Annotated in this window: 17 protein-coding genes, 1 tRNA gene and 1 pseudogene; 16 read left to right on the top strand and 3 right to left on the bottom strand. The window is 70.8% G+C overall.

The window, feature by feature from the left end:
• Window positions 1-36: 36 nt before the first annotated feature.
• From pyk to ACU6WY_RS06650, 3 genes are all read left to right on the top strand, one after another.
• Window positions 37-1,482 (top strand): pyruvate kinase, encoded by a 1,446-nt coding sequence (gene pyk / locus ACU6WY_RS06660; protein WP_483821662.1) that lies wholly within the window; start codon window positions 37-39, stop codon window positions 1,480-1,482.
• An 84-nt stretch (window positions 1,483-1,566) separates the two neighbouring features.
• Window positions 1,567-1,649 (top strand) — tRNA-Leu (locus ACU6WY_RS06655).
• 124 nt (window positions 1,650-1,773) lie between these two features.
• Window positions 1,774-2,394, top strand: a complete 621-nt coding sequence (locus ACU6WY_RS06650; RefSeq protein ID WP_483821661.1) for an ANTAR domain-containing response regulator — start codon at window positions 1,774-1,776, stop codon at window positions 2,392-2,394.
• A 52-nt stretch (window positions 2,395-2,446) separates the two neighbouring features.
• Here ACU6WY_RS06650 and ACU6WY_RS06645 read toward each other — a convergent pair whose 3' ends face one another.
• Window positions 2,447-2,884, bottom strand: coding sequence for a hotdog fold thioesterase (locus ACU6WY_RS06645; RefSeq protein WP_483821660.1), 438 nt, complete (start codon window positions 2,882-2,884; stop codon window positions 2,447-2,449).
• A gap of 59 nt (window positions 2,885-2,943) precedes the next feature.
• Here ACU6WY_RS06645 and polA point away from each other — a divergent pair, with 59 nt between their 5' ends.
• The 13 genes from polA to ACU6WY_RS06580 all read left to right on the top strand — a co-directional run bounded on the left by polA (window position 2,944) and on the right by ACU6WY_RS06580 (window position 19,659).
• Window positions 2,944-5,583: a DNA polymerase I gene (polA, locus tag ACU6WY_RS06640; protein ID WP_483821659.1), complete on the top strand. Its 2,640-nt coding sequence runs from the start codon at window positions 2,944-2,946 to the stop codon at window positions 5,581-5,583.
• A gap of 66 nt (window positions 5,584-5,649) precedes the next feature.
• The gene (locus tag ACU6WY_RS06635) at window positions 5,650-7,326 is read left to right on the top strand and encodes a DUF885 domain-containing protein (RefSeq protein WP_483821658.1); all 1,677 of its coding nucleotides are present in this window, start codon (window positions 5,650-5,652) and stop codon (window positions 7,324-7,326) included.
• Window positions 7,327-7,433: 107 nt separating this feature from the next.
• Entirely contained in the window at window positions 7,434-8,492 is a 1,059-nt protein-coding gene (locus ACU6WY_RS06630; RefSeq protein ID WP_483821657.1) for an LLM class flavin-dependent oxidoreductase, read from the top strand.
• Window positions 8,489-9,829 (top strand): MFS transporter, encoded by a 1,341-nt coding sequence (locus tag ACU6WY_RS06625; RefSeq protein WP_483821656.1) that lies wholly within the window; start codon window positions 8,489-8,491, stop codon window positions 9,827-9,829. The genes ACU6WY_RS06630 and ACU6WY_RS06625 overlap by 4 nt, the downstream gene beginning before the upstream one ends.
• A 54-nt stretch (window positions 9,830-9,883) precedes the next feature.
• Complete coding sequence (locus tag ACU6WY_RS06620; protein WP_483821655.1) at window positions 9,884-10,648, top strand: SGNH/GDSL hydrolase family protein; 765 nt, start codon at window positions 9,884-9,886, stop codon at window positions 10,646-10,648.
• Window positions 10,649-10,785: 137 nt separating this feature from the next.
• Entirely contained in the window at window positions 10,786-11,187 is a 402-nt protein-coding gene (locus ACU6WY_RS06615; protein WP_483821654.1) for an arsenate reductase ArsC, read from the top strand.
• A gap of 32 nt (window positions 11,188-11,219) precedes the next feature.
• Window positions 11,220-12,023, top strand: a complete 804-nt coding sequence (locus ACU6WY_RS06610; RefSeq protein ID WP_483821653.1) for an SDR family NAD(P)-dependent oxidoreductase — start codon at window positions 11,220-11,222, stop codon at window positions 12,021-12,023.
• Window positions 12,024-12,171: 148 nt separating this feature from the next.
• Window positions 12,172-13,347, top strand: a complete 1,176-nt coding sequence (locus tag ACU6WY_RS06605) for a glycosyltransferase family protein (protein WP_483821652.1) — start codon at window positions 12,172-12,174, stop codon at window positions 13,345-13,347.
• The gene (locus ACU6WY_RS06600; protein WP_483821651.1) at window positions 13,337-14,575 is read left to right on the top strand and encodes a glycosyltransferase; all 1,239 of its coding nucleotides are present in this window, start codon (window positions 13,337-13,339) and stop codon (window positions 14,573-14,575) included. Before ACU6WY_RS06605 ends, ACU6WY_RS06600 begins: the two co-directional genes overlap by 11 nt.
• Window positions 14,575-15,711, top strand: a complete 1,137-nt coding sequence (locus tag ACU6WY_RS06595) for a glycosyltransferase family 4 protein (RefSeq protein WP_483821650.1) — start codon at window positions 14,575-14,577, stop codon at window positions 15,709-15,711. The genes ACU6WY_RS06600 and ACU6WY_RS06595 overlap by 1 nt, the downstream gene beginning before the upstream one ends.
• Window positions 15,654-17,552 (top strand): ABC transporter ATP-binding protein, encoded by a 1,899-nt coding sequence (locus tag ACU6WY_RS06590; RefSeq protein ID WP_483821649.1) that lies wholly within the window; start codon window positions 15,654-15,656, stop codon window positions 17,550-17,552. The genes ACU6WY_RS06595 and ACU6WY_RS06590 overlap by 58 nt, the downstream gene beginning before the upstream one ends.
• Window positions 17,549-18,637, top strand: coding sequence for a phosphotransferase family protein (locus tag ACU6WY_RS06585; protein ID WP_483821648.1), 1,089 nt, complete (start codon window positions 17,549-17,551; stop codon window positions 18,635-18,637). Before ACU6WY_RS06590 ends, ACU6WY_RS06585 begins: the two co-directional genes overlap by 4 nt.
• Window positions 18,634-19,659 (top strand): hypothetical protein, encoded by a 1,026-nt coding sequence (locus ACU6WY_RS06580; RefSeq protein ID WP_483821647.1) that lies wholly within the window; start codon window positions 18,634-18,636, stop codon window positions 19,657-19,659. The genes ACU6WY_RS06585 and ACU6WY_RS06580 overlap by 4 nt, the downstream gene beginning before the upstream one ends.
• Here ACU6WY_RS06580 and ACU6WY_RS06575 read toward each other — a convergent pair.
• A pseudogene (locus ACU6WY_RS06575) lies at window positions 19,644-20,299 on the bottom strand (response regulator transcription factor). The gene ACU6WY_RS06580 and the pseudogene ACU6WY_RS06575 overlap by 16 nt on opposite strands.
• Before the next feature lies 1 nt (window position 20,300).
• Window positions 20,301-21,833, bottom strand: a complete 1,533-nt coding sequence (locus ACU6WY_RS06570; RefSeq protein ID WP_483821646.1) for a sensor histidine kinase — start codon at window positions 21,831-21,833, stop codon at window positions 20,301-20,303.
• Window positions 21,834-21,905 lie beyond the last annotated feature (72 nt).

The following is a 21,905-nucleotide window of genomic DNA, read 5'->3' as shown; positions in this document are numbered from 1 at the left end:
CCACTTCCCGAATATCCTCACGGAGCTTGAAAACGGATGAGACGCGCCAAGATCGTCGCAACACTCGGGCCCGCCACGTCGTCGTACGAGATGGTTCGCGCCATCATCGACGCCGGCGTTGACGTCGCCCGCCTAAACCTGAGCCACGGAGACTACTCCGTGCACGATGCCAACTTCGCCAACGTGCGCAAGGCGGCCGAAGACGCCGGCCGCCCGGTCGCCGCCCTCGTCGACCTGCAGGGGCCGAAGATCCGTCTCGGAAAGTTCGAGAACGGCCCCCACCACCTCGCCCCCGGCGACATCTTCAAGATCACCGTCGAAGACATCCTCGGCACGAAAGAGATTGTCGGCACGACGTTCAAGGGTCTGCCCCACGACGTTCGCCCCGGCGACTTCCTGCTGATCGACGACGGCAAGGTGCGCGTCGAGGTCGTCGAGACCGACGGCACCGTCGTGACCACCAAGGTCATCGTCGGCGGTCCGGTGTCCAACAACAAGGGCATCAACCTCCCCGGTGTCGCCGTCAACGTCCCCGCCCTGAGCGAGAAAGACGAGGCGGATCTGCGCTGGGGCCTGCGCGCCGGAGCCGACCTGATCGCGCTGTCGTTCGTGCGGGATGCCAAAGACATCGAGCGCGTGCACGAGATCATGGGCGAAGAGGGCCGGTACGTGCCGGTCATCGCCAAGATCGAGAAGCCGCAGGCGGTCGACAACCTCGAAGAGATCATCGATGCGTTCGACGGCATCATGGTCGCGCGCGGCGACCTGGGCGTGGAGCTTCCCCTGGAAGCCGTGCCCATCGTGCAGAAGCGCGCGGTCGAGCTGTCGCGCCGCATGGCCAAGCCCGTCATCGTCGCGACCCAGATGCTCGAGTCGATGATCAGCAACCCGGTGCCGACCCGCGCCGAGACCAGCGACGTCGCCAACGCGGTGCTCGACGGCGCCGACGCGGTCATGCTCTCGGGCGAGACGAGCGTCGGCACCTACCCGGTCGTCGTCGTCGAGACGATGGCGCGCATCGTGCAGTCCACCGAAGAGCACGGTCTCGAGCGCATCGCGCCGCTGACGAACAAGCCGCGCACCCAGGGTGGCGCGATCACGCTCGCTGCCGTCGAGGTCGCCGAGTTCGTCGACGCGAAGTACCTCTGCGTGTTCACCGAGTCCGGTGACTCCGCCCGCCGCATGTCGCGTCTGCGCTCGACGATCCCGATGATCGCGTTCACGCCGGAGCCCGGCATCCGTCGCCGCCTCGCTCTCACGTGGGGCGTCCGCTCGACCCTCGTCGAGCACGTCTCGCACACGGACAAGATGTTCCTGCAGGTCGACGACTACCTGCTGTCGAACGACCTCGCGAAGGTCGGCGACAAGGTCGTGGTCATCTCCGGTTCCCCTCCCGGAATCGCGGGCTCGACCAACGACCTGCGCGTGCACCGCGTGGGTGACGCCGTGCACGGCGCGGCGCCCGGTTACCAGGAGTCCTGATCCTCACGGCGCCGCGCATCCCTCGGGGTGCGCGGCGCCCCGAGGGATCGGCCCGTACGCTAGGGTCGATCCGCGCGACACCCGGCCGGTGTGGCGGAATGGCAGACGCGGGGCACTCAAAATGCTCTGTCCGAAAGGGCGTGTGGGTTCGAATCCCACCACCGGCACGATGACGGGTCGGCCCCCACTGGGGTCGACCCGATACTCTTTCCCCCCGCGGCGTCGTACGACGTCGCCACACGCGGGCCCCGATTCAGGGGACTCCCGCCCCCACAGACTTAGGATGGAACCGTGACAGATCACGAAGCCGCGCCGGTGGGCGCGCCCACCGCCCCCCGTCGCGTCGTCGTGGCGGAAGACGAGTCGCTCATCCGCCTCGACATCGTCGAGATCCTGCGCGACAACGGCTTCGACGTCGTCGGTGAGGCCGGCGATGGAGAGACCGCCGTCCAGCTGGCCACCGAGCTGCGTCCCGACCTGGTGATCATGGACGTGAAGATGCCGCAGCTCGACGGCATCAGCGCCGCCGAGAAGCTCAGCAAGAACCACATCGCGCCGGTCGTGCTGCTGACCGCGTTCAGCCAGAAAGAGCTCGTGGAGCGGGCGAGCGAGGCCGGTGCGCTGGCCTACGTCGTCAAGCCCTTCACGCCGAACGACCTGCTTCCCGCGATCGAGATCGCGCTGGCCCGCTACGAGCAGATCATCACGCTCGAGGCCGAGGTCGCCGACATGGTCGAGCGCTTCGAGACCCGCAAGCTCGTCGACCGGGCCAAGGGCCTGCTCAACGAGAAGATGGGCCTGTCCGAGCCCGAGGCCTTCCGCTGGATCCAGAAGGCGTCGATGGACCGGCGCCTCACCATGCAAGACGTCGCGAAGGCGATCATCGAGCAGCTCGCACCCAAGAAGGGCTGATCGACCCCGATCTTTCGAAGGGATGCCACTGCGGTGGCATCCCTTCGTCGTTTCACGCCTCGCGGACCGGTGCGTCCTTGATGAGGTTGGTGATGCGGATGGTGGAGCAGCGACGGCCCTGCTCGTCGGAGACGGCGATCTCGTGAACGGTCAGCGAGCGACCGAGGTGGATCGGCGTGCAGACGCCGGTCACGATGCCCGAGGTGGCAGAACGCGTGTGCGTGGCATTGATGTCGATGCCGACCGCGAGGCGCCCCGCTCCGGCGTAGAGGTTGGCGGCCATCGACCCCAGCGACTCGCCGAGCACGACATACGCCCCGCCGTGCAGGAGCCCGACCGGCTGTGTGTTGCCTTCGACGGGCATCGTGGCGACGCTCCGTTCGACCGAGAACTCCACCCATTCGATGCCCATCTTCTCGGCGAGGGCGCCCATTCCGCGCTCCTTCGCCCAGTCGAGGCCGGGGGTGGTGTCGGGGGTCGTAGAGGTCATCGTCGCCTTCGAGGAGCCGGGGCCGGGGGAGTGTCCGTGGTTCTCGTTACGCTGGTCGAGTGACGGATGCCGAAAAGCCTACTCTCCTCGTCGTCGACGGCCACTCGCTGGCCTACCGAGCGTTCTACGCGCTGCCGGTCGACAACTTCTCCACGAAGGACGGCCAGCACACCAACGGCATCTACGGCTTCTTGTCGATGTTCGTCAATCTCGTCAAGGCCGAGAAGCCCACGCACCTCGCGGTTGCCTTCGACACGTCGCGGCAGTCGTTCCGCACGCGCGAATACACCGAGTACAAGGCCAACCGCAGCGAGTCACCGGCCGAGTTCAAGGGTCAGATCCCGCTGCTCCAGGACTGCCTGCGCGCACTGAACGTGACGGTGCTCACGAAAGAAGACTTCGAGGCCGACGATATCCTCGCCACCCTCGCCACCCAGGGCGCCGACCAGGGCTTCTCGGTGCTGGTGTGCTCGGGCGACCGCGACACGATCCAGCTCGTCACCGACGACGTCACGCTGCTGTACCCGAACGTGCAGGGGGTGTCGCAGCTCAAGCGATACGACACCACTGCGGTGATCGAGAAGTACGGGCTCCCGCCGGCGCAGTACCCCGAGATCGCCGCCCTCGTCGGCGAGACCAGCGACAACCTCTCGGGCGTGCCGAAGGTCGGCGAGAAGACGGCGGTCAAGTGGCTCACGCAGTGGGGCTCGCTCGACGCGCTCCTCGAGAACGCCGACAAGGTCACGGGCGTCGTGGGCAACAACCTCCGCGAGCACCTCGACGACGTCAAGCGCAACCGGACGCTGAACCGCCTGCTGCGCGACGTGGAGCTGCCCGCCGGCCCCGCCGACCTCGCCGTGCAGCCGATCGACACGCAGGCGGTGCGCGACATCTTCGCCCGACTGGAGTTCCGCACCCTCCTCCCGCGAGTGTTCGACGCCTTCGGCGCCGACCCGGCGTCGGCGACCGAAGAGGCCCGGCCCACCGCGTCGGCCCCCGTTCCGGCCGTTCTCGACGCCGCCGCCCTCGCCGCGTGGGCGGCCGATGCCGAAGGAACGGTGGGAGTCACCGTCACCCTCGACGGCGGTACACCCGCCCGCATCGGCCTGGCGACCGCCGACGCCGGGGTCGAGGCCGAGTGGAGCGACGCGGTGCGCGACGCCCTCGCCGGGTGGCTGGCATCCGACGCGCCGAAGGTGCTCGCCGGGGCGAAACCGCAACTCAAGGCGCTCGCGCGCGAGGGCATCGAACTCGGGGGCATCGCCGACGACGTCATCGTTTCGGGGTGGCTGGTGCGCCCGAGCTTCCCCGACAAGACGCTGGCCGATCTGGTCGACCGAACCCTGGGGGAGAAGCTCCCCGAGGCCGATCCCACCCAGCTCGTTCCCGAGACCGAGGGCGCCACTCCGGCGCAGCTGTCGTGGTTCGTGCGGCGCGTGTCCGAGGCGCAGCGCGCCGATCTGCCCGAGAGCGTCGCCCGCGTTCTCGACGACATCGAGCTGCCCACCCTCGGTGCCCTGGCCGGCATGGAGCTCGCGGGCGTTGCCGTCTCGCACGAGAAGCTCGCCCGGTTCTCGGCCGAGCTGGCCGAACGCGCCGAGGGCCTCGCGCAGCAGGCCTACGCCTCCATCGGACACGAGGTGAACCTCGGTTCCCCCAAGCAACTGCAAGAGGTCCTCTTCGACGAGCTGCAGCTGCCGAAGACGCGCAAGACCAAGAGCGGTTACACGACCGATGCCGCCGCCCTCGCCGATCTGCAAGAGAGCGCGCCGCACCCCTTCCTCGACCTGCTGCTGCGTCACCGCGAGGCCACGAAGCTCAAGCAGATCATCGACGCTCTCGACGCCGCGATCGGCACCGACGGGCGGATCCACACCACCTACGTGCAGACCGGTAGCCAGACGGGACGCCTGTCGAGCACCGACCCGAACCTGCAGAACATCCCGATCCGCACCGAAGAAAGCCGTCGCATCCGCGCCGCATTCGAGGTGGGTGAGGGCTACGAGACGCTGCTGACCGCCGACTACTCCCAGATCGAGATGCGCATCATGGCGCACCTCTCGGGCGACCCCGGTCTCATCGAGGCGTTCCAGTCCGGCGAAGACCTGCACCGATTCGTCGGCGCGCGGGTGTTCGGCGTCGAGCCGTCCGAGGTCACGCCGGCGATGCGCACGAAGGTCAAGGCGATGTCGTACGGCTTGGTCTACGGGCTCTCCGCTTTCGGCCTGTCGAAGCAGCTGCGTATCGAGCAGTCCGAGGCCAAGCAGCTCATGCTGGAGTACTTCGCCCGGTTCGGGGCGGTGCGCGACTATCTGCGGGGCTCCGTCGAGCAGGCGCGCCAAGACGGGTACACCGAGACGATCTTCGGCCGTCGCCGTCCCTTCCCCGACCTCACGAGCATGAACCGGGTGCTGCGCGAGAACGCCGAGCGCGCGGCGCTCAACGCCCCCATCCAGGGCAGCGCCGCCGACATCATGAAGATCGCCCTGTTCCGCATCCGCGACGAACTGGCATCCGCGGGCCTGCGCTCGCGCGTGCTGCTCCAGATCCACGACGAGCTCGTCGTCGAGGTCGCCGCGGGGGAGTGGGACGCCGTCGAGGGCATCGTGCGGGCGCGCATGGCCGACGCCGCCGAGCTGTCGGTCCCCCTCGACGTGCAGATCGGCCGCGGCGGCGACTGGGACGAAGCGGGCCACTGATCGCGACCCGGGGCGGATCACCCGCCCCGGGTGGTCACGCCCCCGGGCCTTGCCTAGGCTCGGTGTATGACTGATGCACAACGCACCCGCACGCCGATCGACACGATCGCCGACGCGTGGGTGGACACCCTGGCCGAGCGGGTCCCGACCCTCGCCACCTACATCGGACGCACCGAGTACAACGACCGCTTCGGCGACTACAGCCCCGAGGGCGCCGAAGAACTGGCCGATCAGGCCCGCGCGACGAAGGCGGCGCTCGACAACGCCACTCCCGTCGACGCGATCGACGAGGTCACGAAGATGGACCTCGGCCGCGAACTCGACCTGCACGTCGAACTGCACGGTGCTCAGACGCACCTGCGCGACGTGAACGTGATCGCCTCGCCCGCACAGGATCTGCGCCAGGCATTCGACCTCATGCCCACCGCGACGGTCGAGGACTGGTCGACGATCTCGACGCGACTGAAGTCGCTCCCGGGCGCGATCGACGGCTACATCGAGACGCTGCGCGAAGGCATGTCCCGCGGTGTGGTCCCCGCCCGCCGTCAGGTGATCGAGGTGGCCACGCAGATCGGACGCTACACCGCCGACACGGGCTTCTTCGCGGAGTTCGTCGGCGACGCCGCCCCCGCGGAGGGGCAGCTCCCCGCCTCGCTGGCGCGCGACCTCGCACAGAACTCTGGAGCGGCCCGGGTCGCCTATGACGGCCTGGCCTCGTTCCTGTCGTCCGAGCTGGCTCCGGTGGCGGGCGAGACCGACGCGGTGGGGCGCGAGCTCTACGCGCTGCATTCCCGCCAGTTCCTCGGCGCGACGATCGACCTCGACGAGACGTACGAGTGGGGCGTCGAAGAACTCGCGCGGATGGTTGCCGAGCAGGAGTCCATCGCGAACGAGATCCTGCCGGGCGCGAGCGTCGAAGAGGCCGTCGCCTTCCTCGAGAAGGACGACTCACGCAAGCTCCACGGCACGGCAGCCCTACAGGAGTGGATGCAACGCACGAGCGACCGGGCCGTCGAGGAGCTGGGGCGCACCCACTTCGACATCGCCGACCCGATCCGACGCCTGGAGTGCATGATCGCCCCCACCAACGAAGGCGGCATCTACTACACCGGTCCGACCGACGACTTCTCCCGCCCCGGCCGTATGTGGTGGTCGGTGCCCGAGGGTGTCACCACGTTCGACACGTGGCGAGAGCTCACGACCGTCTATCACGAGGGTGTTCCGGGCCACCACCTGCAGATCGCCCAGGCCGTGTACAACCGCGGTGAGCTCAACTCGTGGCGCCGGCTGCTCGCGGGCACGAGCGGCCACGCCGAGGGCTGGGCCCTGTACGCGGAGCGCCTCATGGAGCAGCTCGGTTTCCTCGATGACCCCGCCGACCGCCTCGGCATGCTCGACGCGCAGCGCATGCGCGCCGCCCGCGTGGTGCTCGACATCGGCGTGCACCTGGGCAAGCCTCGCCTCGACGGTCAGGGCGTGTGGGACCACGACTACGCGCTGGCGTTCATGTTGCGAAACGTCAACATGCCCGAGGAGTTCGTGCGCTTCGAGGTCAACCGCTATCTCGGCTGGCCGGGTCAGGCTCCGTCGTACAAGGTGGGCCAGCGCATCTGGGAGCAGGTGCGCGACGAGTACCGTGAGCGCGCCGGTGCCGACTTCTCGATGAAGGCGTTCCACACGAAGGCGCTGGACATCGGCGGCGTCGGGCTCGACACGCTGCGCGCGGCTCTGGCATCCGCCTGACACGAATCGGGGCGCCGCACGGCCGGTGACGCCCCGATTCACGGGAATACCGCCGGGGGGCATAAAGTTCATTCATCCGAATGCTTCTCATTCGGCAAGGAGACGCCATGAACGATCACCCGCTCGAGCTCGGTCTCGACACCTTCGGAGACATCTCGCGCGGCCCGGACGGAACCCTGCTGTCCGACGCGCAGACCATTCGCAACGTCGTGGAGCAGGCGGTGCTCGCCGATGAGGTAGGACTGTCGTTCTTCGGCGTGGGGGAGCACCACCGCAAGGACTTCGCCGTCACGAGCCCCGAGATCGTGCTGGCGGCGGCGGCGGCCCGCACGAAGAACATCCATCTCGGTACCGCCGTGACGGTGCTGTCGTCCGACGACCCCGTGCGGGTGTACGAGCGGTTCGCGACCCTGGATGCCGTGTCGAACGGCCGTGCCGAAGTGATCCTCGGGCGCGGCTCGTTCATCGAGTCCTTCCCGCTGTTCGGCTACGACCTGCGCGACTACGAGCAGCTGTTCGAGGAGAAGCTCGAGCTCTTCTCTCTGCTGCTCGACGAGAAGCCCGTCACGTGGTCGGGCCGTACGCGCGCGGGCCTGCAGGACGCCGACGTGTTCCCGAAGACCGAGAACGGCCTGAAGGCGTGGGTCGGCGTCGGCGGCTCGCCCGAATCGGTCGTGCGCGCTGCGCGCTACGGCTACGGCCTGGTGCTCGCGATCATCGGTGGGTCTTCCGCCCGTTTCCGCCCGTTCGCCGACCTGTACCGCCGCTCGCTCGACGAGCTCGGCAAGGCGCAGATGCCCATCTCGGTGCACTCGCCCGGCCACATCGCCGAGACCGACCAGCAGGCCTGGGACGAGGCGTTCGAGGGCGTCGCCGAGCTCAACAACACGATCGGCCGTGAGCGCGGATGGCCCGAGTACAACCGGATGCGCTTCCAGCACGACGTCGGCCCCGAGGGCTCGATGTACATCGGCTCGCCCGAGACCGTCGCCCGCAAGATCGCCGCGACCGTGCGGGCGCTGGGCAACACGCGCTTCCAGATGAAGATCGCCAGCGGCTCGATCTCGCACGAGCGGCTCCTCACGAGCATCGAGCTGTATGGCACGCGCGTCCTTCCGCTCGTGCACGAGATGCTCGCCGACAGCGAGACGGCCGGCATCCGGTGACCACCTCGACCGACGTCGCGCGCATCGCCGACCGCCTCGACGCCCTCCCGTTCACCCGTCGCCACGCGCGGGTGCTCGGCGGGTCGGGTCTGGGCTGGGCACTGGATGCCATGGACGTCGGGCTCATCTCGTTCGTCATCGCCGCCCTCGCGGCGCAGTGGCAGCTCGCGCCGACCGAGGCGTCGTGGATCGCGTCGGCGGGATTCGCCGGCATGGCGATCGGCGCGAGCCTCGGGGGACTCCTGGCGGACCGGTTCGGCCGTCGCCATGTGTTCGCGCTGACGCTTCTCGTGTACGGTCTCGCGACCGGGGCGAGCGCGCTGGTCGGGGGACTCGCGGCGCTGCTCGTGCTGCGGTTCGTGGTCGGTCTGGGTCTCGGCGCTGAGTTGCCCGTCGCCTCGACCTACGTCAGCGAGTTCGCTCCGGCGCGGATGCGTGGGCGGGTCATCGTCTTCCTTGAGGCGTTCTGGGCGATCGGCTGGACGGCCGCCGCGCTCATCGGCTTCCTCGTGGTGCCGGCTTCCGCTGACGGCTGGCGCTGGGCGTTCGCGCTCGGGGCCATCCCCGCGGCCTACGCGCTCGTCGTGCGATGGGGGCTCCCGGAATCGCCGCGCTGGCTGGCGAGCCGGGGCAGGGATGCCGAGGCCTCGGCGATCGTGCGCGACTTCGAGGCCGCGGCGGGTCGGGTGTCACTCTCGCCCGCGCCGGCCATCGACGAGCGCGGATCGCACGTGCAGCACACCCGCGTGCGAGCCCTGTGGGCACCGCGCCTGCGCGCGCGGACCGCGGCCCTCTGGGTGCTGTGGTTCTGCGTGAACTTCTCGTATTACGGCGCGTTCATCTGGATCCCGACGATCCTCGTCTCGCAGGGCTACGACCTCGTGCGCTCCTTCGGGTTCACGCTCATCATCACCCTCGCGCAGCTTCCCGGGTACGCCGTCGCGGCGTGGCTCATCGAGGCGTGGGGGCGCCGGGCGACCCTCGCGACGTTCCTCGCCGGTTCCGCGGTGGCCGCGGTGTTCTTCGGTACCGCCTCCGGCGAGGCCGCGATCATCGCGGCGGGCATGGCCCTGTCGTTCTTCAACCTCGGCGCCTGGGGTGCCCTGTACGCGGCGACGCCCGAGACCTACCCGACGACGCTCCGCGCGACCGGGGCAGGGTGGGCGGCCGGAGTGGGACGCATCGCCTCGATCCTCGCGCCCCTGAGCGTTCCGCCGCTGCTCGGGATGGGCGGCGCGCCGCTCCTGTTCGTGGTGTTCGCCGCGTTCTTCGCGATCGCTGTCGTCGCGGCGCTGACCCTGCGCGAACAGCGCGGCCGCACCCTCGCCGAGCACTGACGCGCCCGCAGCACGCCGCGGCCCACGACCGCGACCCGCGCGTAGGCTGGCGCGATGGCATCCGTACGCTACGTCGCCCTCGGCGACTCGTTCACCGAAGGCGTCGGCGACGAACTGCCCGACGGCACCGTCCGCGGCTGGGCCGATCTCGCAGCCCAGGGGTGGGCGGATGCCGCGGGCGAACCGATCCAGTACGCCAACCTCGCGATCCGCGGAAAGCTCATCCGGCCGATCGTCGACGAGCAGCTGGAACCGGCGCTCGCGCTGAAGCCCACGCACCTGTCGTTCAACGGCGGCGGCAACGACATGCTGCGTCCGCGCACCGGCATCGAGCGGATCGTCGACGTCTTCGACCACGTCGTGCGCCGCTGCGACGAGGAGGGGGTGCAGCTCATCGTACTGTCGGGAGCGAACCCGTCGGCGGGCCTGCCGTTCGGGCGGGTCGTCCAGGGGCGAGGCGATCGCCTCTCGCACGCGGTCGAGGAGCGGCTGCGCTCGCGCCCCGACGTGATCACGGCCTACAACTGGTTCGACCGCGAGCTCGCCGGAGCGGAGTTCTGGTCTGTCGACCGCCTGCACATGAACGGCCGCGGTCATCACCGGGTCGCTGCCCGCGTGCTCGAAGCCGTCGGCGCGTCCGCTCCGCAGGACTGGTGGCACCTGCGCGAGATCCCCGAGAGCGAGCGGCTTTGCGGAACCGCGTATTACCGCGAGCACGTCGGCCCGTGGGTGCGCCGGCGCCTCACCGGAACGTCCTCCGGCGACGGCCGCGCCGCGAAGTTCGGCGGCGGGTGGGTGAAGCTGGCGCCGCGGGCGTAAGCCGCGCGCATCCGTGGACATCTGGGGTGTCCGCTTGCGCCGACCCCATTACCTCAACGATGATTGAGGCAATCGCATCCATTCGTCCCGTGCCGGATCGCACACATGCGCATCCACGAGCCCACGAAAGAGACCCCATGTCCCGTCCCACCGTCTTGTTCGTCTGCGTCCACAACGCCGGGCGCTCGCAGATGGCCGCCGGCTACCTGCAGCACCTCGCCGGTGACCGTATCGACGTCCTCTCTGCGGGCTCCGAGCCCAAGGACCAGATCAACCCCGTCGCGATCGAGGTGATGGCCGAAGAGGGCATCGACATCGCGGGCAACACCCCGAAGATCCTGACCGTCGAGGCCGTCCGCGAGTCCGACGTCGTCATCACGATGGGGTGCGGCGATGCGTGCCCGATCTTCCCCGGCAAGCGGTACGAGGACTGGCAGCTCGACGACCCCGCCGGGCAGGGTGCCGACTCCGTGCGCCGCATCCGCGACGACATCCGCGGGCGCATCGAGACGCTCATCGGCGAGCTCACCGCCGAGTGACCGGGCCCGCACCGCGGGTCTAGGGTCGGAGCATGAGCATCGCCCTCGTGACCGGAACGTCCAGCGGCATCGGTCTGCACACCTCCGTCGGTCTCGCCCTGGCGGGCGTCTCGGTGGTCGCGACGGTCCGCGATCCCGCCCGCGCCGAGGCCCTCCGCGCCGCGGCGGACTCGGCGGGCGTGCCTCTCGATATCCGCGCGCTCGACGTCACCGACGCCGATGGTGCGCGAGCACTCATCGACGACCTCGGCCCGCTCGACATCCTCGTCAACAACGCCGGGCGCGGCGCGGTCGGCACCCTCGAACAGCTCTCGGATGCCGACCTTCAGGCGCAGCTCGAGACGAACTACCTCTCGGTCGCGCGGTTGACCCGCCTCGTGCTGCCCGGCATGCGCGAGCGTGGTCGCGGCCGCATCGTCACGGTCACGAGCGTCGGGGGAGCGGTGGGGCAGCCGTTCGCCGACGCCTACTGCGGTGCGAAGTTCGCGGTCGAGGGCCTCATGCAATCTCTCGCCCCGGTCGTCGCGCCCTTCGGCATCGACGTCGCGATCGTCGAACCGGCAGCCGTGGCGTCGTCGTTCACCGAGTCGGTCGACCGGTACGACGGCGGCGCCTACCAGGCGCAACTCGATGCGTACCTGGAACGCACGACCACCTCCTTCGCTCAGGCCCAGTCGGCGGAGGATGCGGCGAAGACCGTCGTCGAGGCCGCGATCACCGACACCCCGAAGTTCCGCTGGCAGACCTCCGAAGCGGCGGTCCGCTTCGCGGGGCTGTCACTCGGTGACCTCGACGGATCGCGCGTGATCGACGTGACGTCGACCTGGATCCGGTGACACCCGTACCGCCCCGGAGCTGGCGAGCGAACATAAGAACCGTCTCGTCATCGGCTTAGGCCCGCTTTACCCCTGATCTCCAGCATGGGGTGAGCGGGACGTTCCCGCACTCGCGGGGCGTCCCGCGTCACATCGACTGGAGAGTGCCGTGGTCTTTCGAATCGCCCTTTCGTCCCACGACTCCGTGGGGCTCGGACACGTGCGGCGCAACCTCGCCATCGCCCACGCCCTCACGCGAACTCTCCCGGAGCTCACCGGGGAAGAGGTCACCGGCCTGCTCATCACGGGCCAGGCCTCGGCGACCTCGTTCGCGGCGCCGCCGGGCTGGGACTGGGTCGTGCTCCCCAGCGTCACGGTCGGCGAGGGCGGCTACCGCTCCCGCCACCTGTCCGCGGGAATCGACCGGGTCACCGGTATGCGGGCCGGGGCGGTCGCCGGGGTTCTGCGTGCCTTCGGGCCCGACCTGTTCGTGGTCGACCGTCATCCGTTCGGCGTCCACGGAGAGCTGCTCACCGCCCTGCGGGAGCTCCGGGCCACGCGGCCATCGTGCGCCATGGTGCTGGGCCTTCGCGACGTGCTCGACGAGCCCTCCGTCGCGCGTGCCGAGTTTCGCGCGCTCGGCGGCGCCCGCGCCATCCGTGAGCACTTCGACGCGGTGTGGGTCTACGGCGACCCCGCCGTGCACGATCCGCGCGAGAGCGGCGAGACGCCGCCCGGGCTGGCGCCGCTCATCCGCCACACCGGCTATCTGTCCCACGGACGCCCCTCGGATGCCGCTCCGTCGGTCAGCGGCCCCTTCGTGCTGACCACGGTCGGTGGGGGCTCCGACGGCGTCGACATCGCCCGGGCCGCGGCCGCGGCATCCCCTCCGGCCGGACACACGCACCTCATCGTGACGGGGCCGCAGATGTCGGAGGCCGACCGCACCCGCGTGCGGGCAGCCGCCGGCGCCGCCACCGAGGTCGTCGAGAGCGTCCCCGACATGCTCGGCCTTCTCCGTCAGGCGTCCGCCGTGGTGACCATGGGGGGCTACAACACCGTGTGCGAGGTCATGAGCACCTCGACCCCGACGCTCGTGGTCCCGCGCTGCGGCCGGCGCGACGAGCAGCGCATCCGCGCCCGCGCACTGGAGCGCATCGGCGCGATCGAGAACGTCGAGGCGTCGCTCCTCGACGGCGCAGTCGTCTCCGACTTCTTCGACAGAGCCCACCGCACCCGCGTCGACCGCAGCGGCATCGATCTCGACGGGCTCTCGGCCGTGGCCCCGCTCGCCGCACAGCTTCTCACCCGATCGACACAGGAGGTCGTCGCTCATGCCGTCTGAATCCGCCCCCCTCATCGGGTACGTCCTGAAGATGTACCCGCGCTTTTCCGAGACGTTCGTCGTGACCGAGATCCTGGCGCGCGAAGCCCGCGGCGAGCGCCTGGAGATCTTCGCGCTCCGCCCGAACGACGACACCCGCTTCCACGCCGAACTGGCCCGCGTGCAGGCTCCCGTGCGCGCCGTTCCCGTTCCCCGCCGTCTGTCGTCCGCCTGGGAGGGTCTGCGCGGTGCGGCCCGAGAGCCCGAGCTTTCGGCGGCCGTAGCCCGTCACCTCCCCGAGCTGCTCGCGGCCGACGCCGATGACGCCCTGCAGGCGATCGAAGTCGCGCGCCAGGCTCACCGGCGGGGGATCACGCACCTGCACGCGCACTTCGCCTCGACCGCGACGACCGTCGCCCGGCTGGCGGCTCTGCTCGCCGGCGTCCCGTATTCGTTCACGGCGCACGCGAAAGACATCTTCCACTCCTCGGTCGACCCGATCGACCTGGAGCAAAAGCTCGCGGATGCCGCGTTCGCGGTGACCGTGAGCGACTTCAACCTGCACCACCTCCAGCGCACCTCCCGCGCCACCGCCACCGTCGCGCGCGTGTACAACGGCCTCGACCTCGACCGGTTCCCGTTCGTGCCGCGCCCGGCGCGCGGCGGAACCCTGCGCCTGCTCGCGGTCGGCCGGCTCGTGGAGAAGAAGGGCTTCGCGCTGCTCATCGACGCCGTCGCGCGCCTTTTCGGCGACGGGATCGACGTCACGCTCGACATCGTCGGCGACGGCGAACTCTCCGCGTCGCTCCGGGCACGCGCGGAGGCGTCGGCGGCGAGCGCCGCGATCCGCTTCCTCGGGCCGCTCCCTCAGGGCGAGGTGGCGACCCGGCTGCGCGAGGCGGACGTCTTCGTTGCCCCGTGCCTCGTCGGGACGGACGGCAACGCGGATGGGCTGCCCACTGTCCTCCTGGAGGCCATGGCCACCGGCATCCCGTGCGTCTCTACCGCGGTCACGGGCATCCCCGAGATCATCGTCGATGGCGAGACCGGCGTGCTCTGCACTCCCGGCGACGTCGAGTCTCTCGTCGAGGGGCTCCGACGGGCCACCCGAGCGGATTACCCCGTGGAGGAGACCACGCGGCGGGCGCGGGCGCTGATCGAGGAGCGCTTCGACGCGCGACGCCAGGCCCAACAGCTCGCCGAGCTGACAGCCGCGTGCGCGGCCGCCGAGGACCGGGAGGTGGCGTGATGCGTGTCGCGTACATCGTCGCCGACCCCGGTGTGCCCGTCTTCGGCACGAAGGGAGCGAGCGTGCACGTGCAGGAGATCGTGCGGTCTTTCCGCGCCCGGGGCGCCGAGGCGACGGTCTACGCCACCCGTCGGGGTTCGCACGTTCCCGCCGACCTCGCCGATCTTCCCGTGATCGAGCATCGCGTGAGCGGAGCCGACACGGCCGAACGTGAACGCCGCATCCAGGCCGCCGCACGAGCGCTCGCCGCCGCCGCCGTCGAGGACGGGTGCGACCTCGTCTACGAACGGTTCTCGCTGTTCTCCGACGCGGCGGCGCAGGTCGCCGAGGCGCGCGGGGTGCCCGCGGTCCTCGAGGTGAACGCTCCGCTGATCGACGAACAGCGACTCCACCGCGAGCTGATCGACGAGCGGGGAGCGGTCTCGACGGCGCACCGCGCGTTGAGCACCGCCGATGTCGTCGCGTGCGTCTCCCGACCCGTCGCCGCCTGGGCGGCAGAGCACGGTGCGCGCGACCCGCTCGTCGCCCCCAACGGGGTGAACACTGACCGCATCCGGCCCGCCCTCGCGCGCCGCCCCGTCGGCGCGGTGCCCGTCATCGGTTTCGTCGGCACCCTCAAGCCCTGGCACGGCGTCGACGTGCTCGTGGATGCCATGGCCGACCTCGCGCGTCGGGGGCGGCGTGCGCGACTGCTCGTCGTCGGCGACGGCCCCGAGCGCGCGGCGCTGCAGGAGCGAGCGGACGCGCTGGGCATCGACGCGGAGTTCACCGGTGCGGTCGCCCCCGAGCACATGCCGACCCTGCTGACGCATCTCGATGTCGGTATCGCGCCGTATCGCGCGGCCGACGACTACTTCTCGCCGCTGAAGGTGTGCGAATACCTCGCCGCGGGCGTCCCCGTGGTCGCGAGTGACGTGGGCCAGGTGCCCGACCTCGTCCAGCACGGACGGACGGGTCTCCTCGTGCAGCCCGGTGACGCGCCCGCCCTGGCGGACGCCCTGCAGCTCCTGGTCGACGATGCCGTGCTGCGCGACCGGATGGCCGACGGCGCCCGTCATCACGCGCTCGCCGAACTCGGATGGAACGGCGTGCTCGATCGCATCCTCGACGGCGTCCGCGAGCGGGTGACGTCGTGAGGGGCGGCCGGAAGCGGGCACAGCGCCCCTCGCCGCGCGCACTGCGGCGCAGCCTCACCATCGTGCGGCCGCACCTGCGCGGCAAGGCCTCGCTCATCGTCCTCGGCATGGTGGCCCTGCTCGCCGACGTCGTCTTCCGGGTGCTCGAGCCCTGGCCGCTGAAGTTCGTCGTCGACTCCGTCTCGGTGAGCCTGGGCGCCACCGCGGGCGCGGCCGCCGGCATCCCTCAGGCCTCCCTCGGTCTGCTCGTCGCCTGCGCCACGCTGCTACTCGGACTCATCGCTCTGCGCGCGGTGTCGGCGTACGCCAGCACGGTCGCGTTCGCCCTGGTGGGGTCGCGCGTCGCTACCGAGCTGCGGTCCCGCGTCTTCGCCCACGTGCAGGCCCTGTCTGCTCGATACCACTCCACCGCGTCGTCGGGCGATGTCGTCCAGCGCCTCGTGGGCGACATCGGACGGCTGCAAGAAGTCGCCGTGACCGCCGGGCTCCCGCTCGTGGGGAACCTCCTCACCCTGGTCGTCCTGATCGTCGTGATGTCGTTCATGGACCTCCTCCTGACCGCGGTGGTCGTGGTCGCCGCCCTTCTGTACGCGGTGATGTCGCGGAGCAGTTCCACGCGTATCACCGCGGCGTCCCGGACCACCCGCAAGGGCGAAGGGGACCTCGCCGACACCGCGTCCGAGGCGTTGGGCGCCATTCGCGTGGTTCAGGCCTACGGCCTCGAGGACCGGGTGGGCGGAGCCTTCGCCGCGGGGAACGACCGCGCGTTGACGCAGGGGGTACGCGCACGGCGTCTTGCCGCGGGCCTCGAACGTCGCACCGATCTCATCGTGGGCCTGGCGACGGCGGCCGTTCTCCTCGGCGGAGGATGGCAGGTGCTCTCGGGCACGATGACTCCGGGCGATCTCGTCGTGTTCGTGGCCTACCTGAAGCTGGCCATGCGGCCGCTCAAAGACCTCGCGAAGTACACCGGTCGCATCGCCCGCGCCACCGCCTCCGGCGAGCGCGTCGCGGATCTGCTGGACGAGCCCGTCGAGATCGCCGACGACCCGTATGCCGCACACCTCCCGCGTCTGCGCGGCGACGTCTCGTTCGAGGGCGTCTCGGTCGATGACGGCCGCGGCCGCGCGATCTTCGAGGATCTGACGCTCCGCATCCCGGCCGGACAGAACGTGTGCCTTCTCGGCCCCTCCGGGGCGGGAAAGTCCACCCTCGCGGGGCTGCTCGTGCGGTCCGCGGACCCCCGCGCCGGACGGGTGCGGCTGGACGGCGTCGACATCTCCCGCGCGACGCTCACGAGCGTCCGAGCATCGGTATCGCTGCTGCTGCAGGAGTCGGTGCTCTTCGCCACGACCGTGCGCGAGAACATCCGCTTCGGTCGACTGGATGCCACGGATGCCGAGGTCGAGGAGGCTGCGCGCCGCGCCGATGCCCACGACTTCGTGGCGGCGTTGCCCGAGGGGTATGACACCGTGCTCGGTGCCCGCGGAGACACGCTCTCGGGTGGGCAACGCCAGCGCCTCGCGATCGCCCGCGCGATGCTGCGGGACAGCCCCGTCGTCGTCCTGGACGAAGCCACGACGGGATTGGACCCGCAGTCGCGCGCACAGGTGAGCGCGTCGCTGACCGCGCTGACCCGGGGCCGCACGACCGTCTCGATCACCCACGACGTGACGCAGGCCCTCTCCGCCGACCGCGTCGTGTGGCTCGAGAACGGACGCATCGTCGAAGACGGGGCGCCCGACGAGTTGCTCGCCTCCGGCGGCTCGCGCCTGCACGCGTGGGTGCAGCGCGCGGCCGACGACAGCACGGTCGCTCTTCCCGCGGGGGTGGGCGCATGAACGCCGCCGTGCACGAGCTCGCGCAGCGCGACCGCATGCTGGACGGACTCGGTCTGCTCCTCGACCCGGTGGCTCTCGGCGACCTCCTCGGTACCCCCGCCCGGATCCGCCACGTCCGATACAAACCCGGGACCAGCCTGCTCGCCTCATTCGACACGACGCACGGGTCGTTCTGGGCCGGGGTCTGGCAGGACGGAGACAAGGCGCAGTCCGCGCGACACCGGAGCAGCGCGGTCTCGGCTCTCCCCGGCATTGCCCACTCCGCCATGGGGCCTGCGCGCAGCGATCGTGTCCTGATCGCGGCGATCGCCCGGGCCGAGCGCGCGGAACCCGCGTTGCGCGACGCGTCGGTCGTGCGGCACAACCCGGGGCGCCGGCTCGTTCTCCGTACTCGTGACGCGTACGTGAAGACGGCCCCCGGCCGTGCCGAGGCGGCGCTCCTGCACGCCCGCCGACTGCAGAGCGCCGGTATTCCGACCATCGAGGCGCGGCGGATCTGCGGCGACCACACGTGGGCCTCGACCGCCTGGGGGAGCGGTGACCTCGCGTCTCACCCGTCCGAGGCTCACGCGACGGCCGCGGGGGAGGCGCTCGCCCGCGTGCATGCTCAGCCCTCGAGCGCCCCGGTCGACGAGACGACGGACGAGCGCGCTGCAAGCGCCGTGCGCGCGGTGCGCACCGTCCTTCCCGCACTGGGCGACCGCGCCCACGCATTGTCCCTCCACCGGCCGATCACCGGCCGTCGCGCCCTCGTGCACGGCGACTTCAGCGCCGATCAGGTGCTCGTCGACGGTCGAGACGACGTCCGCCTCATCGATCTCGATCGCATGGGCACGGGTGACCCGGCGCGAGACCTCGCCACCTTCGCCGTCGAGGAGCAGATGCGCACCGGCGCTCTGGCGCTGACCGACGCGCTCTTCGCCGCGTATCGCTCGAGCGGCGGCACCGTCACCGAGGGGGAGTGGCGGTCGTGGATGCCGCTGTGCGCCCTCGAGCGCGCCATCGAACCGTTCCGGCACTGCGAGCCGGACTGGCCGACTCTCGTCGAGTCGCGGCTGCGCCAGGCGGAGGAGGATCTCTCATGATCCTTCCCCCCGCACACGTGGACGACGCCACCGGCGCCTGGACGGTCCGCCGCGCCTGGCCGTCCTCGACCGGGTGCGACCTCGAAGTGGTCAGTCGTCGCGACGGACGGATCCGGGCCGCTCGCTGGCGCGACGGCCACGCGGAGATCGCCCCCGCCGCCCACGACCGTCACCTCCCGGGTCTGGCTCACGCGGCGGCGGAGGGCACCATCGTGTCGTGGCGCCGCGGGCGCCGGGTGGTCGTGCACGCGCATGACGGCACGGGGTACCTCAAGGTCGTCCGCGGCGACACCGTGGCATCCGTCGTCGATTCCCACGCCCGCGCCGAGGTGTTCCGCAGCGGCTTCCGCACGCCGGATGTCACGGTGCGCGACCCGGAGGGCTGCGTTCACCTCTCCCGGGTGCCCGGACGCACGTTGCACGACCTCGGCGCCGACGCCGCCGTGGGCGATGCCACCGTCGCACGGGCGTGGTCGGCCTGGGCGCGGGGGTGGACCGAGGTACTCGCCGCCGCGCCGGCGGCCGATGCCGCGCGCCATACCCACGCGGAGGAGATCGCGGTCCTGTTGCGGTGGCGCGACCTCGCGCTGCGCGCCGGGGTCGACGCCCGTGTCGCGACGGCGTTCGATCACGCCGCGGCCCGGCTGGACCACGCGCCGGGGGAGGCCTCGGTGACCGCGCACCGCGATCTGCACGACAAGCAGGTGCTGTGGGACGGCCGAGAGGGCGGCCTCATCGACCTCGACACCGCCGCCCGGGCGGAGCCGGCACTCGACCTGGCGAATCTCCGCGCGCACGTGTCCTGGCGCCACGCGCAGGGGCGGCTCTCGACGCCCCGCGCTTCCCGGGCGCGCCACACCGTCGATGAGGTCGCGGCCCGTGCAGGCGTCGCCCCGGAGCGGATGGCCGCGTACGAGGCATCCACTCGCCTGCGCCTCGGTGCCCTGTACCTCTTCCGGCCGGCCTGGCGCTCCCTTGCGACGCGCTGGCTGGCGCGGGAGGCCGCTCAGACCAGTCGGTAGCCCACCCCGCGGACGGTCTCGATCCGGTCCGAGCCGAGCTTCTGGCGCAGGTAACCGATGTAGACGTCGGCGACGTTGGATCCCGGATCGAAATCGAAACCCCAGACGCGGCTCAGCAGCTGTTCGCGGCTGAGCACCTGTCCGGCGTGACGGATGAGCTCTTCGGCGAGGGCGAATTCCCGCGCAGACAGCACGACGTCACGGCCGCCGACGAGGCGGTCCGCTGTCGCACGTCGAGCTCGACGTCGCCGTGGCGTAACTGGGGAGCCGCGGCGGTCGGCTCACGCCGGATCCGTAGACGAATGCGGGCGACCAGTTCGTCGAAGCGGAAGGGCTTGCCGAGATAGTCGTCGGCCCCGCCCTCCAGGCCCGCCACGGTGTCTTCGAGCTCGATGCGCGCCGTCAGCATGATCACGGGCACGTCGGAGCCGGAACCGCGGAGGTGCTCGAGCACCTCGAAACCGGTCATCCCCGGCAGGTTGACGTCGAGCACGACCAGATCGAACTCGCCCGAGAGTGCGAGGTCGAGCGCTTCGCTCCCGTTCCCCGTCACCCGCGTGGCGAAGCCGGCGGCACGCAGCCCCTTGTCGATGAAGGCGGAGATCCGCGTTTCGTCGTCGGCGATCAGAATGGATGCCACGTCAGTCCTTCCGGTCGTCGAATACGGGGGCGGTCGTCGGGGGAGCGGGACGAGGCGGAACGACGATGGTCGTGCCGCGAGCGCGAATGACGTCGTGCACGGCCGCGTCGTCGGGCAGGGGAACGGCGAGCACGAACTCCGCGCCCGGGCCGTCGGCGGGATCCTGCACCCGGACGGAGCCGCCGTGGCCCTGCGCGATCGCGGACACGATGCTGAGTCCCAGGCCGCTGCCTCCGACGCCGCGCCCGTCGGTCCCATCGCCCCGGTGAAAGCGGGCGAAGACGCGCTCGCGCTGGTCGGGGGCGACGCCGGGTCCGTGATCGCGCACCACGAACTCGAGCGTGCCGGAGCGTCGACGGCTACCGATGACCAGATCGCCACCACCGTGGCTCACGCCGTTCTGGGCCAGCTGCAGGATGGCCTGGGTGATCCGGGCGGAATCGATGGGGGCGCGAACATCGGCGACGGGCCCGAGGCGCACGATGGCGCCGTCGATCCCGCGCGCCTTCACGGCCACCCGGCGCACCAGCTCCCCGGCATCCGTCTCTTCGAGCCGAAGAGGACTCGGGCCTCGGAGCGCCGCCTCCTGAGCGAGATCCTGCACGAGCCGGCCCATCCGGGCCAGCTCGTCGAGAGCGAGCGCGCGCGTCGCGCGCACGTCGTCGGGGTCATCGGCATCCATGACGTCGAGGTGGCCGCTGACGATGGTGACCGGCGTCTTCAGCTCATGCCCCACGTCGCTCAGCAGGCGGCGCTGGGCCCCGAGGGCGTCGTCGAGTCGGTCGAGCATGTCGTTCATCGTCGCCGCCAAGGCGGAAACGTCATCGGTGCCGCCCACGGGCAGGCGCTCCGCCAGCGACCGCGCGGACACCCGCGCCGCCGTCTCCCGCATCTGGCGCAGCGGACGCAGCAGCCGCGCGGCGACGATACCGGCGCTCGCGGCGATCAGGGCCAGAGCGATGGCGGCCGCGACGAGATACACCCGCGCGGGGTCGTCGATCTCGGCGAGCTCGCCCTCGAGGTCGTAGGCGGTGACGAACAGGACCCGCGAGGGCTCTGCCGACCCTTGGACGGTGATGGGGGCGGCGAGGTAGCGCCAGGCCACGCCCTCCTCGGCGTAGGTGCCGATCACGGGGGAGTCGGCCACCGCCGCGCTGACGTGCGGCACGAACCCGGGGGCGGACTGGAGATCGACGTCGAGCGGCACTCCCGGGATGAAGGCGGCCGCGCCGTCGATCACCCCGAGCGCGCCGGTGTTGTCATCCGGACTGATGCGGGTGACGGTGGCCTCAAGAGCCGCGGTCGACGACGGCCACGGTACGTCGGCGTTCCCGGCGGCCACGAGCGCGCGCGCCGATTCCAGCGCCGCTTCGAGACGCACGTCGACCGCGGCGAGAATGCGCGAGCGTTCGACGACATACACCGCCGCCCCGACCGACAGCATGCCGAGGGCGGCGACGACCGTGATGACGATCACGATCCGCGTGCGCACCGTCCATCCGCCGCGCGTGTCAGACGCGGGGGAGGGGGGCATGGTTCTCAGTATGCCGGGGCGCGAGGGCGGGTCCGCCTCGTCTAAGAGCCCTCTCATGTGCGTCTTCCTGCG

Source organism: Microbacterium sp. ZW3a (genome assembly GCF_057167165.1).
Note: the sequence above shows the minus strand (reverse complement) of the source record. Positions and strands in the feature narration are given on the sequence as shown.

Excerpts from the sequence above, each read along its gene's own strand:
- pyk (WP_483821662.1), top strand. The coding sequence starts at position 37 with ATGAGACGCGCCAAGATCGTCGCAACACTCGGGCCCGCCACGTCGTCG.
- ACU6WY_RS06645 (WP_483821660.1), bottom strand. The coding sequence starts at position 2,884 with ATGACCTCTACGACCCCCGACACCACCCCCGGCCTCGACTGGGCGAAG.
- ACU6WY_RS06635 (WP_483821658.1), top strand. The coding sequence starts at position 5,650 with ATGACTGATGCACAACGCACCCGCACGCCGATCGACACGATCGCCGAC.
- ACU6WY_RS06630 (WP_483821657.1), top strand. The coding sequence starts at position 7,434 with ATGAACGATCACCCGCTCGAGCTCGGTCTCGACACCTTCGGAGACATC.
- ACU6WY_RS06620 (WP_483821655.1), top strand. The coding sequence starts at position 9,884 with ATGGCATCCGTACGCTACGTCGCCCTCGGCGACTCGTTCACCGAAGGC.
- ACU6WY_RS06615 (WP_483821654.1), top strand. The coding sequence starts at position 10,786 with ATGTCCCGTCCCACCGTCTTGTTCGTCTGCGTCCACAACGCCGGGCGC.
- ACU6WY_RS06610 (WP_483821653.1), top strand. The coding sequence starts at position 11,220 with ATGAGCATCGCCCTCGTGACCGGAACGTCCAGCGGCATCGGTCTGCAC.
- ACU6WY_RS06600 (WP_483821651.1), top strand. The coding sequence starts at position 13,337 with ATGCCGTCTGAATCCGCCCCCCTCATCGGGTACGTCCTGAAGATGTAC.
- ACU6WY_RS06595 (WP_483821650.1), top strand. The coding sequence starts at position 14,575 with ATGCGTGTCGCGTACATCGTCGCCGACCCCGGTGTGCCCGTCTTCGGC.
- ACU6WY_RS06590 (WP_483821649.1), top strand. The coding sequence starts at position 15,654 with ATGGAACGGCGTGCTCGATCGCATCCTCGACGGCGTCCGCGAGCGGGT.
- ACU6WY_RS06585 (WP_483821648.1), top strand. The coding sequence starts at position 17,549 with ATGAACGCCGCCGTGCACGAGCTCGCGCAGCGCGACCGCATGCTGGAC.
- ACU6WY_RS06580 (WP_483821647.1), top strand. The coding sequence starts at position 18,634 with ATGATCCTTCCCCCCGCACACGTGGACGACGCCACCGGCGCCTGGACG.
- ACU6WY_RS06570 (WP_483821646.1), bottom strand. The coding sequence starts at position 21,833 with ATGCCCCCCTCCCCCGCGTCTGACACGCGCGGCGGATGGACGGTGCGC.